Source organism: Chitinophaga jiangningensis (assembly GCF_900142605.1).
Classification (GTDB): domain Bacteria; phylum Bacteroidota; class Bacteroidia; order Chitinophagales; family Chitinophagaceae; genus Chitinophaga; species Chitinophaga jiangningensis.
This window is the reverse complement of the sequence record NZ_FRBL01000014.1, coordinates 17,060-31,966: the sequence shown is the minus strand read 5'-3', so window position 1 is coordinate 31,966 and position 14,907 is coordinate 17,060. Positions and strand designations below refer to the sequence as shown.

The 14,907-nt window shown below is 47.7% G+C and carries 11 protein-coding genes; 6 read left to right on the top strand and 5 right to left on the bottom strand.

Going from position 1 to position 14,907, the window contains the following annotated elements; all coding sequences use genetic code 11:
- Nucleotides 1-12: 12 nt before the first annotated feature.
- From BUB18_RS27795 to BUB18_RS27775, 5 genes are all read left to right on the top strand, one after another.
- Nucleotides 13-2,214, top strand: a complete 2,202-nt coding sequence (locus BUB18_RS27795) for an exopolysaccharide transport family protein (RefSeq protein WP_073087474.1) — start codon at nt 13-15, stop codon at nt 2,212-2,214.
- Nucleotides 2,214-3,263: an acyltransferase family protein gene (locus BUB18_RS27790; protein ID WP_073087472.1), complete on the top strand. Its 1,050-nt coding sequence runs from the start codon at nt 2,214-2,216 to the stop codon at nt 3,261-3,263. Before BUB18_RS27795 ends, BUB18_RS27790 begins: the two co-directional genes overlap by 1 nt.
- 90 nt (nt 3,264-3,353) lie before the next feature.
- The gene (locus BUB18_RS27785) at nt 3,354-4,778 is read left to right on the top strand and encodes an O-antigen ligase family protein (RefSeq protein ID WP_073087470.1); all 1,425 of its coding nucleotides are present in this window, start codon (nt 3,354-3,356) and stop codon (nt 4,776-4,778) included.
- A 19-nt stretch (nt 4,779-4,797) separates the two neighbouring features.
- The gene (locus BUB18_RS27780; protein ID WP_083550935.1) at nt 4,798-5,544 is read left to right on the top strand and encodes a TolC family protein; all 747 of its coding nucleotides are present in this window, start codon (nt 4,798-4,800) and stop codon (nt 5,542-5,544) included.
- Nucleotides 5,545-5,553: 9 nt separating this feature from the next.
- A complete protein-coding gene (locus BUB18_RS27775) occupies nt 5,554-7,206 on the top strand; it encodes a hypothetical protein (RefSeq protein ID WP_073087468.1) in 1,653 nt (550 codons plus the stop codon).
- 70 nt (nt 7,207-7,276) lie between these two features.
- Here BUB18_RS27775 and metK read toward each other — a convergent pair whose 3' ends face one another.
- Genes metK through BUB18_RS27760 form a run of 3 tightly spaced genes read right to left on the bottom strand, consistent with a single transcriptional unit; the run spans nt 7,277 to nt 10,780 of the window.
- A complete protein-coding gene (metK, locus tag BUB18_RS27770; protein ID WP_073087467.1) occupies nt 7,277-8,533 on the bottom strand; it encodes a methionine adenosyltransferase in 1,257 nt (418 codons plus the stop codon).
- A 21-nt stretch (nt 8,534-8,554) separates the two neighbouring features.
- Nucleotides 8,555-9,910 carry a DUF4270 family protein gene (locus tag BUB18_RS27765; RefSeq protein ID WP_073087466.1) on the bottom strand — a complete coding sequence of 452 codons (1,356 nt, stop codon included), beginning with the start codon at nt 9,908-9,910 and terminating at the stop codon, nt 8,555-8,557.
- A gap of 51 nt (nt 9,911-9,961) precedes the next feature.
- Nucleotides 9,962-10,780 (bottom strand): glycogen/starch synthase, encoded by an 819-nt coding sequence (locus tag BUB18_RS27760; protein WP_073087465.1) that lies wholly within the window; start codon nt 10,778-10,780, stop codon nt 9,962-9,964.
- Between the two features lie 110 nt (nt 10,781-10,890).
- Here BUB18_RS27760 and panC point away from each other — a divergent pair, with 110 nt between their 5' ends.
- The gene (gene panC, locus BUB18_RS27755; RefSeq protein WP_073087464.1) at nt 10,891-11,757 is read left to right on the top strand and encodes a pantoate--beta-alanine ligase; all 867 of its coding nucleotides are present in this window, start codon (nt 10,891-10,893) and stop codon (nt 11,755-11,757) included.
- Between the two features lie 93 nt (nt 11,758-11,850).
- Here panC and BUB18_RS27750 read toward each other — a convergent pair whose 3' ends face one another.
- Nucleotides 11,851-13,581, bottom strand: coding sequence for an alpha-L-arabinofuranosidase (locus BUB18_RS27750; RefSeq protein ID WP_073087463.1), 1,731 nt, complete (start codon nt 13,579-13,581; stop codon nt 11,851-11,853).
- Nucleotides 13,582-13,664: 83 nt separating this feature from the next.
- Nucleotides 13,665-14,894 carry a glycan-binding surface protein gene (locus tag BUB18_RS27745; RefSeq protein WP_073087461.1) on the bottom strand — a complete coding sequence of 410 codons (1,230 nt, stop codon included), beginning with the start codon at nt 14,892-14,894 and terminating at the stop codon, nt 13,665-13,667.
- Nucleotides 14,895-14,907 lie beyond the last annotated feature (13 nt).

Genomic DNA, 14,907 nt, shown 5'->3' with positions numbered 1-14,907 from the left:
AATAGTCAACTTATGGATATTATCTATTTTCTGAAGGCACTACTGAAAAAAAAATGGCTGATCCTCATCAGCTCCATGTTAGCCGTAGTAGCAGCGTTCATGTTTACCCGCAACAAACCGAAACTCTACGTCTCCAGCTCTCAAATGGCCACCGGACTCACCTACACCGATCAGATCCGCCTCCGCGATGATCACGTAGGGATGTTTGAAATTGATCAGAAATTTGATGGGATCATCACCACCATCACCTCTCCGATTGTCATCTCCCTGTTGTCGTACAACCTGTTACTGCACGATATGGGTGGCAAAGGGCAGCCTTTCCGCACACTGAAGGAAGGACAGGCCAATCATCCCCTGCTCAAAAATGCCGACAAAGCCAAAGTACTGGCGCTCTGCCAGCAGAAGCATGACTCCATGCAGATGCTCAGCGCCTACCGCCCCAATGAGCGGGAACTGCAGGACATTCTTAAATTATACGGGTATGATTATGAATCCCTCCGTGGAGGCCTCACCGCCGGCCGCATGGGCCGAACCGATTACATTGATCTTACCTACCGCTCGGAAAATCCCGAACTCTCCGCCTATATCGTAAACCGGCTGTACGCTGAATTTATTCGCTACTACCGGAGTCAGCGTACTGAACAAAATGTTGAAAACGTTGAAACCTTTGCTAACCTCGTAGAACAGAAAAAACTGGAACTCGATCAGAAAGTAGAAGCACTCCGTGCCTACAAAGCTTCTGAAAGAGTATTGAACGTAGATGCTGCCAGTGGCAGCGAAATGGAACAAATCAAAGGCTTTGAAAAAAAGCTCTTCGACGAACGCGCCAACATGAACACCCTCCAGGCGTCACTGGAAAATATAAACGGCCAGCTCACCCTTGCGGGCAGTGGTAAAACTGTGTATAACACCAGCAACAACGCAGACATCATTACGTTGCGCCGCCAGATCAATGACCTCAACGAAACTTACCTTAAGCAAGGCGGTACAGATGAAGCCATGGAAGCGAAATTGAAATCCCTGCGTGGTCAGCTGCAAAATAAACTGGATCAGCTAACGGTAGTCACCGGCAAAAATGTGGTAAGCGCAGATGAGCTGCAACAGCAGAAAGGAAGCCTGCTCGCACAGATCAAGGCTACCAACATGAACATCGCTACGCTGGAATCCCGCATATCCGCATTGCGCGGCACACTTGGTTCCTATGCCAGCAAAGAGGCAACGGTAGGCTCCCTGCAACAGGAAGTAACCATGGCCCAGGAAGATTACAATAAACTGAAAGAAAAACTGAACGCCGCCATCGACAACCGCACGGTGCCGCAGGATGGCTTCAAACAAAGCCTGATAGGACAGCCGGCTATAAGACCCGAATCCTCCAAAAGACTCATCATCATGGGGCTTTCAGGAGTTTCCGTCTTCTTCCTCAGTGTGCTGGCTATTCTCTTTATAGAATTCCTGGATAACTCCCTGAAATCACCTTCGATTTTTGAAAGATCCGTGGACCTGAAACTGATCAGTTCCATCAACCAAACAGACCTCCATAAATTCAGCATCCTGGAAATACTGCAGAAACGAGAGGCCTTAGGCCCCGGCGTTAAAAAGCAGCGCCAGAACACTTTCCGGGAATTATTGCGGAAACTGAGATATGAAGTGGAACACAGCGGTAAACAGATATTCCTGTTTACCAGCACGGAATCGCAGCAGGGCAAAACCACGCTCACACAAGCGCTGGCATATAGCCTTAGTTTGAGCAACCGAAAGGTGTTAATTATTGATACCAACTTCTGTAACAACGACCTTACCGTGCAGCTGGAAGCAAAGCCAACACTGGAAACGCTTTCCATTCCTCCGGGGCAGTTCAGCATCGACAAAGTAAGAGATTATGTTACCCGCTACCCTTCGGAAGGTGTAGAGGTGATCGGCTGTAAAGGTGGCGACTACACGCCATCTGAAATACTCCCTGAAAATCACCTGCTGAACTATCTGCCGGAACTGGCACAGCATTATGATTTCATTCTCCTGGAAGGGGCGCCGCTAAATGATTATACCGATAGTAAGGAGCTGGTGAACTATGTGCAGGGCGTGATTGCCATTTTCTCTTCCCAGGGAACGCTGAACCAGACCAGCAAGGAGTCGATACAGTTTCTGCATGGCCTGGGCGACAAATGCATTGGTGCCGTACTCAATAAAGTAAAAGAAGATTACCTGGAATTGTAATGAGCACAGAGGCCATACATATCAGTCGTGCTACCCGCTACCAGTGGATCGATTATGCCAAAGGCATTGCGATCATACTGGTGATATACCGTCATATGCTGTATGGATTGCAGCATACCGGGCTGGAGGTGCCGCAGTATGTGGTGGATGGCAATAATATGCTGTTCAGCTTTCGTATGCCGTTGTTCTTTTTTCTATCCGGGTTGTTCTTTAAACGTGGGATCGAAAAGCGTGGCGCAGCCGGCTTCCTGGAAGAAAGAAGCAAAAACCTGCTGTATCCTTACCTGATATGGGCGGTGATACAGATCAGCCTGCAGATCATTTTTGCGCGGTTTGCCAATGCACAACGTGATGCCTGGAGCTATCTCGATATTTTCGTGCAACCGAGAGCGTTAGATCAGTTATGGTACCTGTTTGCCTTGTTTAATGTATCTGCACTGTACCTGTTTAATCACAGTATACTGCGATTAAACAATATTCAGCAGGTGGCGCTGGGGCTTATTTTCCTCGGGCTGGCCCCTTTGGTGGCACCGTGGAGCACCCTGTATGACGTGCTGCTGCATTACGTTTTCTTTGCCATCGGTCCCGTGATAGCTTCTTATCTCTTTACAGAAAAAACCCAGCAGCAACTGGCTGCAGGCAACAACCTGTTATTACTGCTGCCCCTGTTTGCGGTGAGCCAATGGTATTTTCTGCATCACCAGGATATGAACCTGTTTTTGTATGCCGTGGTAGCTTTAATTGGCAGTGCCTTTATGGTGTTATTATCCGCGTGGCTGGCAATGCATCACACACTCAGATTTTTGAAGACCATCGGACATTACAGTCTTTACATCTACCTGATGCATGTGATGATTGCCGCTGTTATCCGGGCGGCATTGCTAAAAACGGGCTGGATACAAAATATACCGGTGCTGTTGCTGGTGCTGATTGGCACGTCTATTCCCTTGTCTATACTGGCTTACAGACTACTGGAGCGGCTGCACATGGGCTGGTTATTTAGAGGTCCGTTTAAAACCCAAACGGTTGTGTATGAAAAAACAAAATAAACCAATGAGTACGGCTTACCACCAGACGCTCATCAATATATTCATCATCGTTGTGCTATTGGCGCTGTTTGTAAAAGTTGTATTTCTCTGATGCTGCAATCTATAAGAGCATATAAAACAGACCTCATCCTGTTTGCACTGATGGCAATCGCAGTGCCGGCTATCCCGTATCTGACGGCGGGCAACTTCCGCACGGGTGTACTGATCCTGTTTGCCATGTTTGGGATTGCGCTTGCCATTGCCTGCATCAACAGTGCCAAGCTGGGATTTTATATTGCCCTGGCTACGGTCATCACCGTACGTTTTTTTGAAAGAATTTATCAGCAGGAAGTGCCTGTAGGCGCAGTGCTGGACCTGATGATCTTCAGTGCTGCCATAGGTACCATGATGAAAAAAAGCAGGAAAACAGCAGGGGCGATCAATTATTTCAGAGAGCCGCTTTTCATGATCCTGTTTATGCAATTTGGGTTTTACCTGCTGGAATCACTGAACCCGATGGCACCCAATAAAGCTACACTGGGCATCTTTTTCAGGATTCTGCTACGCTACCTGTTGTTTGCCATACTCACCACCATTGCCTTACGTACGAAGAAAGATATTTATTTCTTCTTTAAGTTCTGGATCGGGCTTTCTACGGTTTCCGCCTTTTATGGCTGCTACCAGGAATGGTTTGGCCTTCCCTCCTGGGAAATGGCATTGATCATGACCACCCCTGAAAAGCTGATGACGACAATGATTGGCGGGCATTTGCGGGTAAATGGTACCATGAGTGATCCGGCAGTGTACGGCCTCATGATGGCTATCACCAGCATATTACTGATCATACTGCTGACGGCCAGTAATGCAGTGATTAATCTACAGCGCAAAGTGCTGATAGTAATATCGCTGTTACTGCATTTACTGGCATTGGGATATTCGGGTACCCGTACCGGTTATGTGATGATCCCGGGAGGCTTGCTGCTTTTTCTGCTGGTCACGATCCATAAGCGCAATACCATATTGGCAGCCATGTTCCTGATTTTTGCAGGTGGTGCCATTTTGTTTGGGCCATTCTATGGCAATGCCACCATCAACAGGGTGCGCACGGCGTTTGTGGGCACGGAAGATGCGTCGCTGAATGTGCGCGAAATAAACCGGCACAGTGTGCAACCGTTTATGCATTCGCATCCCTTTGGTGGCGGTTTATTTACAGTAGGAGGAGAAGGCAGGGCTTATAATCCTGGTCATCCACTGGCGGGCTTTCCGCCGGACAGCAACCTGGTACGTGTAGTACTGGAATGCGGCTGGGTAATGTTGATTATTGTACTGGCCGTATACTACCTGCAACTGCGCTACTGCCTGGCAAATTACTTTCGCTTTACCGATGAAAAAGATAAGCTGCTGGCTATTTCTACCGCCTCTATGGTATTCGCTTTCGTTATTTCCACGTATGCACAGGAGTCCGGAGGTTTGATGGAAATGGCGGTATTCATGAATGCCCTCACTGGTGTAATTGTAAGATCAAAATATTTGTAAATACTGAAAACTAACAGAAATGAAAAAACTACTGTTAATCTCTATATCGCTGTGTATGGTACTGGTGGCCGGCGCGCAGTCCATTGACACACTCGACATCAACACCATTCTTAAAAATCCTGGTATGGAACAGCGTTTCAAACAGGTGCTGATTAATCTGGCCAGCAAAACACCTACGCAGGATGCGGTGGACACAAAAGAAAAGATCAGTGATTATCAGATTTCAAATGCTAAGCTGCAATGGCTGAATCATCTGTCGTTTTTTACGAACCTAAACGAAAATAGTTTTAACCGGAATACGGTGTATTACAATCCCAATGATCCTAAAACCAATGTGAACCAAAATAACTACTACCCTACCTATAACGTAGGCCTGGCTTTTGCTTTGGGCGATTTATTCACCACCCCCAAAATGGTAAAAATTGCAGTAGCACAAAAGAAACTGCTGGAAGCAGAGCGGCAGGGAGATTTACGTGGGAGCCGTAATAAAGTGCTGAATGATTATGAAAATTTTGTAGCGGCAAAAAAATTATTGGAGCTCCACATGCCTATACTCGAAGATGCCTACAACAACCACCAGGCACTGGAAAAAAAGTTCACGGCAGGGGAAATCAGCCTGGAGGTGTATAGCACTGGCTATAAGGCTTACAACCAGGAAATGGTGCAGCAAATTAACCTCAGTAAAAATTACAATCTCACTAAAATAGAACTGGAAACTACGATCAATATGCCACTGGAATCGGCGATCAGTTTATTGAACAAATAAATAGAAGGAATGAAAAATAACAAACCGCTTTACACCGCCTGGATTTTTCTTACAGTACTGCTTATCTTCTCCTGGTATAAAATTTCCCGCCTTACAGGCGGTCATTTCTGCTATTCGCTGGATGATGCTTTTATTCATATGGCAGTAGCAAAAAACTTTGCATTACATGGTGTATGGGGGATTACCAGTGATGCGTATGGTTCGGCTTCTTCCTCTCCCCTGTTTACCGTTGTACTGGCGGCTATTTACCGCACGGGCATTAATGGATACATGGTTGGCTTCTGGATTAATGTGGTGGCGGCGTACCTGTTACTTTACAGCACGCACCGCATCTTATTAAATTATGGCATGCCGGAGATCGGGCGTGTAGTCGTGCTCGTGGCATTGATCATTCTGTTGCCATTTACGGTGATGATTCTTACCGGCATGGAGCATTTGCTGCACCTATGGTTTTCCCTGCTGTTTGTACAGGTGGTGGTGGAGATGATTACTGCCGACAAGGTAAGTGTTCGCCAAATGCTGGTTGCCGGCGCTTATGGAGCGCTGATGATAGGGGCACGTTTTGAGTCCCTGTTTTTGCTGGGGGCTGCAGGGTTACTGTTATTATTTTACAGGAAGATAGGAACTGCGCTGGTGGTAGGTGTGATCGCCGTACTCCCCGTGGTGATCTTTGCGGTGGTGTCTGTGGCTTATGGCGGCTATATATTACCTAATTCAGTACTGCTGAAGAGCAGCGGTGGCAGTGCTTCCTCTGGCAGCATTGCACAGGCGCTTCAGGATATCATTGTATACCGGTTAATGTATGGCAACAGTACCGTGCTGGGTTTGTTCAATGCAGATCATGCCAAAGCTTATTCTTCTTCAATTTCCGGGACTTCTCTGATCCGGATATTGATCATCCTGCCATTGCTGGTGGTGTTGGTACGTGTGAAAGGCGCAGGCAGCCTGACGAAGCAGGCGGTGAACTTTGGTATCATTGTGAGTATTGGCTGTGCCTTGCACCTGGCGCTGGCGGCTGTGGGCTGGATGTTCCGGTATGAAGCTTATTTAGTAGGGCTGGCCATTGTGAGTATCAGCATGCTGCTGTGGTGTGTATGGCCGCAAATTACGTCTGTGTACCAGGATATTGGTATTCCACAAAAGGCGGTGCTGCTGTTGTTGCTGTTTTTTGCCGGCAGTCCTTTACTGGCAAGGGCATTGTCCGGCTACAGGATCCAATACCGTGCGTGCCGTAATATTTATGATCAGCAGTTACAGATGGGCAGATTCCTGCAGCAATATTATCCCGAAACGTCCGTAGCGGCCAATGATATTGGGGCGGTCAGCTTTTTGTCGGATAGTCGCATCATTGACGTGTGGGGGCTGGGCAATAATGAGGTGGCTAAAAGTAAGCTTACCGGCCATTACAGCGATGCATTTCTGGGTGGTTTCCTGAAAAAGGAGCATGTAAAAATTGCCGTGATTTATAAGAACTGGTATAGTCCGGAGTTATATGGGAAATGGACTTCTGCGGGTGACTGGACGATACAGGACAATGTAGTGTGTGCGGATAAGATTGTTCATTTCTTTGCGTTGGACAGTGCCGATGCGCCGGCGTTGCGCAGAAACCTGGAGGCCTTTAAGGCGGAGCTGCCGGCCTCTGTCACATCAGCCATTTATTAAGTGTGCGTATATCGGAAAAAAAGGAGGCTGGCTCAAATGAGCCAGCCTCTCGTATTTTAAAAGGATTTGCTTAGATATTGAAAGCAGCCTTTACTTTATCAACGTAGTCGAGTTTTTCCCAGGTGAAGAGTTCTACTTCAACGGATTTCTCGTGTTTTTTGCCTTTGTTGAAAGTTTTGGTAACCACCTGTGGTTCGCGGCCCATGTGACCATAAGCAGCAGTTTCAGAGTAGATTGGGTTACGCAGTTTCAGGCGTTGCTCGATAGCATAAGGACGCAGGTCGAAGATTTCTTCTACTTTTCTGGCGATTTCACCATCGTTGAGGGCTACTTTAGAAGTACCGTAAGTATTTACGTATACACCACAAGGTTTAGCCACACCGATCGCGTAAGATACCTGTACCAGTACTTCGTCGCAAACGCCGGCAGCTACCAGGTTTTTAGCGATGTGACGGGTAGCGTAGGCAGCAGAGCGGTCTACTTTGGAAGGATCTTTACCGGAGAAGGCACCACCACCGTGTGCACCCTTACCACCGTAGGTATCCACGATGATTTTACGGCCGGTCAGACCGGTATCACCGTGAGGACCACCGATAACGAATTTACCGGTTGGGTTGATGTGGTGCTGGATATCAAAGCCTTCAAACAGTTTCTGCAGTTCAGGTTTCAGCTGAGCTTTTACGCGTGGGATCAGGATATTGATCATATCCTCTTTGATCTTCGCGAGCATTTTTTCATCGTTATCGAAATCATCGTGTTGGGTAGAGATTACGATAGTATCGATGCGCTGAGGTTTGTTATCATCAGAGTATTCGATGGTTACCTGGGATTTAGCATCCGGACGCAGGTAGGTGATATCTTTATTTTCACGACGAAGTGCAGCCAGTTCCAGCAGCAGTTTATGCGCCAGATCCAGTGCCAGTGGCATATAATTTTCAGTTTCGCGGGTAGCGTAACCAAACATCATACCCTGGTCGCCGGCACCCTGCTCTTCAGGAGAGGTGCGGTCAACACCCTGGTTAATATCTGGAGATTGTTCGTGTATAGCGGAGAGGATGCCACAGGAATTAGCTTCGAACATGTATTCGCTTTTGGTATAACCAATTTTGCGAATCACTTCACGTGCGATATCCTGTACATCGAGGTAAGCTTCTGATTTTACTTCACCAGCCAGTACCACCTGACCAGTGGTTACCAGTGTTTCACAGGCAACTTTTGATTTAGCATCGTATGCGAGGAAGTTGTCAATCAAGGCGTCGGAGATCTGGTCCGCAACTTTATCAGGATGTCCTTCTGAAACGGATTCTGATGTAAATAAATAAGGCATAAAAGACTTGGATTAGCAGTTTTATGGTTTAGTATAAATAACTCTCAGTTTCACACTGTACTGTGAATGGTTGCCACCGCCAGCTTTCAAACGGTTAACGTCCATTACAAGTGGGGAGTACCCCATCAGTATGAATCCGTTGTTAGTTTCGGTTTTCTTAATGAGCAGCTGCAGGTAGTGATTCAGTGTAAACTTGTACTGAGAGATCATCATACCTCCAAAGTTGGTCACAACTTGCTTGGTGCCGCCGTAATAGGCTGTACCACCGCTCGCATCCACCGGGAGTTTGGTGGAATCTCCGTTGGTATACTGTCGCAAAATTAAGCTAGTTGGATCAGAATAAATATTATTTTGATCACTTTCTCCGACTGTTACTTGAGTTATTACCAGTTCTGCATTGTTGATCAGGACGTTGGGGAAGTTTTCAAGCCCTGGGATGGTTAATTTGGTAACCAGTCCGGGTTGTGCCTGTATAAACATCAGGCTGTCGCCCAGTGGGTTGTTGGTGTTGATATAATTGCCTGCTTCTGACCCGTTGTAGTTTCTTACGAAATAGTTAGAGTGAGCGCTGGTGGAGCTGTTGAATGTAAAGGTGGAGCGCAGCGAATCCGTAGTGGTATTTTTATAGAACACGGTCAACTTGGTGTTGGCGTTGTTCATCGTCACATACAGCATATTCTTGTGGTTGGCTTGCACCGTATCAGGTACGATGGCCAGGCCCTTGAGGAATACGGCGAATGCGGAGTCGTTTTTGAAAGCGCCGTCAGATTTCTGTGCCAGCAGTTCGTTACCGAAAGCGTTGCTGAGTTTAATTCTGATCTGCGCTGCTTCTTTCTTCCCATAAACGCTTACGGAATCGCGGGCGGTTAACGGGGTTACGGTAGCAGTTCCCAGCAGTTGGGAAGGATCATATTTCAGCGGCTTGTTATAAGCGTAGTTAGAGTCGATTTTAAACCCTGGTTCGTTCATACGGTAAACGCTGAATGTTTGCGGCGTGGTGGAGTCACCGGTGTATCCCAGGTAGCTGAGGGAGAGCACCACGGAGTCCAGCGTCTGGCTTACCCCATCAAAGGTGAATCCTGAGCTGGGCAGGCCTACCTGCATGTATACAAAGGCGTGGGTTTTACCGAAAACCGGATCAGCAGTAATGGAACCGAGGGTTTTAGTATAATAGTTATAGCCGTTAATTATGGAGGAATCATACTGCAATACGTTGCGGGTAATGATGCCGGTGATAGTTGTATCAGTGGCATTTACCAGGTCACCGGGAGGAATCAGGTTTTTACCCAGCAGGGTCGCCTCATTACAACCGGAGGACACGTACAGTACAGATACAATGGCAGCTATGTAGCTTAGGTTCCTGAATTTGATCTTCACGCGTTATGGTGTTTTTGTGTTGAGTTGCCGAACTTTCGTATCATTAAATAGCTATTTACCAAGCAACTGATTGTACAGCCCCAGGTAGTCGCTCAGATCTTCATTATCTTTCTTGAAAGGTAAAATGATTTTACCTTTTTCAGCCTTCACTTCATCCACCACTTTTTTCTCCAGTTTGTCGGCTGCAAGCACTACGGCATCTGCATATTTAGCAGCGCCTCTGTTCAGAGCAGTGTTGGTACCCTCTTTGAACAGCTCCATATCCTTCTCTTTGATCTGATTACTGATGGTGGCTTTCTTAACAAAAGTCGTTCCCAGTTTTTCCTTGAAAGTATTAGGCAGGAGAGAGTATACGATTTTGCTGTTAGCAAAAACCGGTTCTTTCTTATAAGCAGTCTTAAGGTACATTGGTATCAGGGAAGTCATCCATCCACTGCAATGAATCACGTCCGGAGGCCATCCGAATTTCTTTACAGTTTCCAGTGCTCCCTTACAGAAGAATACCGCACGGGCAGCATTGTCATCAAAGAATTGGTCATTCTCATCCGCAAATACTGTCTTACGCTTGAAATAATCTTCGTTATCCAGGAAGTAGACCTGCAATCTGGCATTTGGCAATGAAGCCACCTTGATAATCAACGGATAATCATCCCCGTCGATCACAATGTTAATACCAGACAACCTTACCACTTCGTGTAAACGATGTCTTCTCTCATTAATAATTCCAAATCTCGGCATGATCACTCTCACTTCCAGTCCGGCCTCATTGGACTTAATTGCCATTTTATTGACCATAGCCGCGTAATCACTCAGTTCCAGGTAAGGCGACATCTCTTGGGCAATAAAAAGAATTCTTTTCTTTGTGGACATTTAACGCTGATTATTAATGCAGTAATTTTTAATTTGGCTTGCAAAATTACGGATTTTTTTAGGAATATTGGCCAATCTGTCAGTTTTAACATCCTTTTTAACAATGTTTTATGTATCAATTTAAGCGCAGCATTGACCTGAAGAAGCACCTGGACCTGGTAAGAAAGAGTGGCAAAACTATTGGTTTTGTGCCAACTATGGGCGCCCTGCACCAGGGACACCTGTCACTTATTCAGGCCGCAAAAAAAGAAACCGACGTGGCGGTCTGCAGCATCTTCGTCAACCCGACTCAATTCAACGACCCGAAAGATTTTGAAAAATATCCCATTACTATTGAAGCTGATATTAAAAAATTAAATGATGTATCAACAGATATAGTATTTCTACCATCTGTTGAGGAAATGTACCCGAACGGACTCTCCGAAAACATCCACTACGATTTTGGCACACTCGAAACCATTCTGGAAGGAAAATTCCGCCCCGGACACTTCCAGGGTGTTGGCCAGATTGTTCATAAGCTCCTCGATATCGTTCAACCGGATAAGTTGTTTATGGGACAAAAAGACCTTCAACAATGCCTTATCGTCAGTAAGTTACTCAAAATCATCGGATCTTCCACGGAATTAGTTGTATGTCCAACTGAAAGAGAGCGCGACGGCCTCGCCATGAGCAGCCGAAATGCCCGCCTGTCGCCCGCTGCACGCAAAAAAGCAGTGGCCATCTATCAGGCCCTCTCCACCATCCGGGAAAACTTCGGTAAAGGTCTCCTGTTCATGGAAAGTGCCCACGAAGCATTCGATACCCTCAAAAACCAGGGCTTCGACCCGGAGTATGTAGACATCCTCGTCCTCAACAACGGCGACCTGCAACCACTCGATCACCCGGCAGATGACCAAACCACCGTGGTAGCCGCTGTAGCTGCATGGCTCGACGGGGTACGACTGATTGATAACATGGTTATCCAGGGGAAAATATAGCCGCCTTTTTGGTCCTTTGCCTTCGGCAAAGGACCAAAAAGGCGGATGGGATAGGGCCTGCGCCCTATCCCATCCGCCTATCCATACGAAAGGTTATTTCTCTATCTGCAATATCGTCACCCCCATCCCAGGCACCTTTGCCCGGATACCTCCATCCGTACCGGCACTAAAGGCCTTTACAGCCGTATAATCTCCCGGCCCGCCTATACTCCCCGAAGGACCCTGCCCATTAATCAGCACCTTGCGGCTAAACCCTGTATTCTCCCCTGAAATAGTATACCAGTAGTACTTCGCTCCCGGTTTAAAATTCTTAAAGTCCAGCGTTATATCTGCGGCCGTATTCCCCTTGTTAACCAACACCACCTGTATTTCCCCACTGCTGTAACTGCTCGCATAAGCCAGCACCTCCTGCTGCCCCGTGGTTACCACCGCCGGAATACACCGGTCCCCCAGCGTCTTTTTCAACAGCCAGAGGTAGTAAAATGCCGGCCTGGGCGCCCAGAGCGACTCACCGGAGGCCGCCTCGCCCTTGCTGAATAATCCATGATCGTTACCATTGTCCCAGGCATTGGATAAATCCCAGCGGCTCGCCATACCATACTGCTGCCTGATCAGTTCCTCCACTACTATGAGTGCATGCACCCCCGCCACCTGCGATACCATCTGCCTGGAACCCGCTGAAAATATATTCCACTCTGTGAGTGCTACCGGCCGCATGGGCGCGTTCGCACTCTTCCTGCTTTTATCGATGTAGGCCAGCATCTCCGTTGTACCTTCCGTTGCCGTGGTAAGTATTTCCGCAGGTGTAGCATTCGTCATATACGGTGTGTAATAGCTGTGTACAATGTAAAAATCTGCCTTCTCCCCTGCCTGCGCCAGCACGCCGGCATTCCAGCGCTTATCAGTAGCGGAAGCCCAGGAGGCAGGCTCCTTTTCGAGCAACTGGGCACCAATGTAGATCCTGGCACCAGTTTCCGCAGCAGCGCTGCGCATGGAGTCCGCAAATACCCTGAAATGCTTTCCATATAACTCCCCGGTAATGATCTCGGGCTGACCGTCTTTATTATCCGCCGTTCTGATACGATATCCTGCCTGCCAGTTACCATTGCTCTCATTACCGATTTCCCAGAAACGTGTTTTGCCTTTATCATGCCTCACCCAATCCGCCGCCAGATGCGCCGCAGCTGCCACCGGATCAGGTCCCAGGCCATACCTGGCATACCCGTAGTTGATCGTAATGATGCCTTCATTGCCAGTTTGTTGCAACAGCTTGTAATAGTTGGCCAGTGATAACGTATAGTCGAACACGTTATCCCCGAACCAATAGTGCCCGTCGATTTCCTTACCATCACCATCCAGCAGTTTGACGGGTGCGTCAGCAGGCGGAGCCCCCGGCGCTGCATTCCAGAAATACAGGCTGCTCAGGTTACCTCCCGGAAAACGAATGATCCCCGGTTGCAATTGCTTGATATGTTCCATTAACACCGGCTGCGTGACTATCTGCGTCATATAGGGGTTGGCGTTATTGCCAAACAACGCGGGCGATATGCGACAGATCACCGTGGAAGCATCCACCAATACTTTTACCCCTCCGGATGCAGGCACACTGCCCGCCACTGCCGAAGGAGCGGTAAATCGCACCGGCTGCCAGCTATCAATAAAAAATCCGGTAGTGGGTGCAACCGCAGGATCCGGAGGTACCACTATTTTCGTAGTGTCGTCCCCGTTAGCTGTTTGCGGCGGTCCTGCCTGATGCCGCCCGCAGGCCTGAATTAGTGGCAGCAACATCGGCAGTAACAGCATATTTATGTGCGCTCTCTTCATGAAATGTAATTTGAAAGGCGAAATAAAAGGCCGGGGTGTTTCCCATTGAACACACCCGGCACTTCTACGCTTCTATCACCCAGCTACTTGATTTTTATGACCCTGAAATTGTCGAAGGCAGCGTTGTACACATCCACCGGATCTTTCTCCGTAATAAAACGATATCCGAATACGACGGCATCCTTATTCAGGATATCTGCAAACATTACGGCAGGAGCACCCGTACCCTCAATTCCATCGGCTGTTTGCCTGAACTGGGAAATAGGAATGGTCACTGTCTGCCATTTATTTTTTGTGGAGAATTTACCGTCGGCAGCCGACAGGTAAGGCATAAAACGATAACAGAACTTATCATTAAACCGCAACACCATAATACCTGCTGACCAGGCCTCTTTGGTATTCATCTCAAATTTCAACGCATAATTCCCTGCCTCTGCATTTGGAATACCGGCAGCGAACATCGGCACACTGTTGAAATTGCCGGAACGGTTATCATTCCACCAGTCGGAGGCATTGGGGCCTAAGCCACCAAACACACTCTGCAGGTAAGCCCCACGGGTGCCGGGAAACAGGGCAGGATCGTTGGTTCTCACCGCACCCCACCAGGCCCAGTTGAATACTGACTTCTCCCCTGGCTCATCATTCGTCAGGTTACTGATCACATCCCCGCTTTCATGGTCATTTAACGGGCCATCATTTGTTGCGGTACCGTATTTTGCATGCATCACCAACCGGCCGGTGTCCGACCCCAGATCAGGCATCACAAACCCCACACGTGTACCCGCCGGATTGGTATTGAGGTCAGTAATTTCACGATTGCCCGGTAATACCAGTTTCGTAATCAGATACATGCTGCTGCCATTCAGGAAAACGGAGTCCCCCGGGAGGGCATTCTCATTGGAAACACTGGCGATGGAGGGTGGCGGAATATCAATGATGAAGTTGTATTCAAACTCACCATGCGTGGTAATGAACTTTATTTTATTCGGCACCTGCGGGTCCACTGCCTCTGTAGGTACTTTTTCCGGTATCGTGATGATTAGATGCGTACTGGTATTGTAGGTAGGGTTGAAATAAGCCTCCTGCCCGTTGAACAATACTTTTACCATACCGTCCAGGTGCTGACCCGTAATCAGGATCAGTGTACCGGGCAATGCTTTGGTAAAAGAGCTGTCCTGCAGGGTGCTATCCAGCAGCGTGACTTTTGTTACAGTGGGAGGTGCTGACACATCTCCGTTTTTGGAGCAGGCCACAAAACCAATCATCATTAATCCCATCACTACCTGCAACCAGCAATTCTTTATAATTTTCATAAGTGATTTTTTT

Bases quoted from the DNA above. Each gene is read 5' to 3' on its own strand.
- BUB18_RS27795 (WP_073087474.1), top strand. From the start codon at position 13: ATGGATATTATCTATTTTCTGAAGGCACTACTGAAAAAAAAATGGCTG.
- BUB18_RS27790 (WP_073087472.1), top strand. From the start codon at position 2,214: ATGAGCACAGAGGCCATACATATCAGTCGTGCTACCCGCTACCAGTGG.
- BUB18_RS27785 (WP_073087470.1), top strand. From the start codon at position 3,354: ATGCTGCAATCTATAAGAGCATATAAAACAGACCTCATCCTGTTTGCA.
- BUB18_RS27780 (WP_083550935.1), top strand. From the start codon at position 4,798: ATGAAAAAACTACTGTTAATCTCTATATCGCTGTGTATGGTACTGGTG.
- BUB18_RS27775 (WP_073087468.1), top strand. From the start codon at position 5,554: ATGAAAAATAACAAACCGCTTTACACCGCCTGGATTTTTCTTACAGTA.
- metK (WP_073087467.1), bottom strand. From the start codon at position 8,533: ATGCCTTATTTATTTACATCAGAATCCGTTTCAGAAGGACATCCTGAT.
- BUB18_RS27760 (WP_073087465.1), bottom strand. From the start codon at position 10,780: ATGTCCACAAAGAAAAGAATTCTTTTTATTGCCCAAGAGATGTCGCCT.
- panC (WP_073087464.1), top strand. From the start codon at position 10,891: ATGTATCAATTTAAGCGCAGCATTGACCTGAAGAAGCACCTGGACCTG.
- BUB18_RS27750 (WP_073087463.1), bottom strand. From the start codon at position 13,581: ATGAAGAGAGCGCACATAAATATGCTGTTACTGCCGATGTTGCTGCCA.
- BUB18_RS27745 (WP_073087461.1), bottom strand. From the start codon at position 14,894: ATGAAAATTATAAAGAATTGCTGGTTGCAGGTAGTGATGGGATTAATG.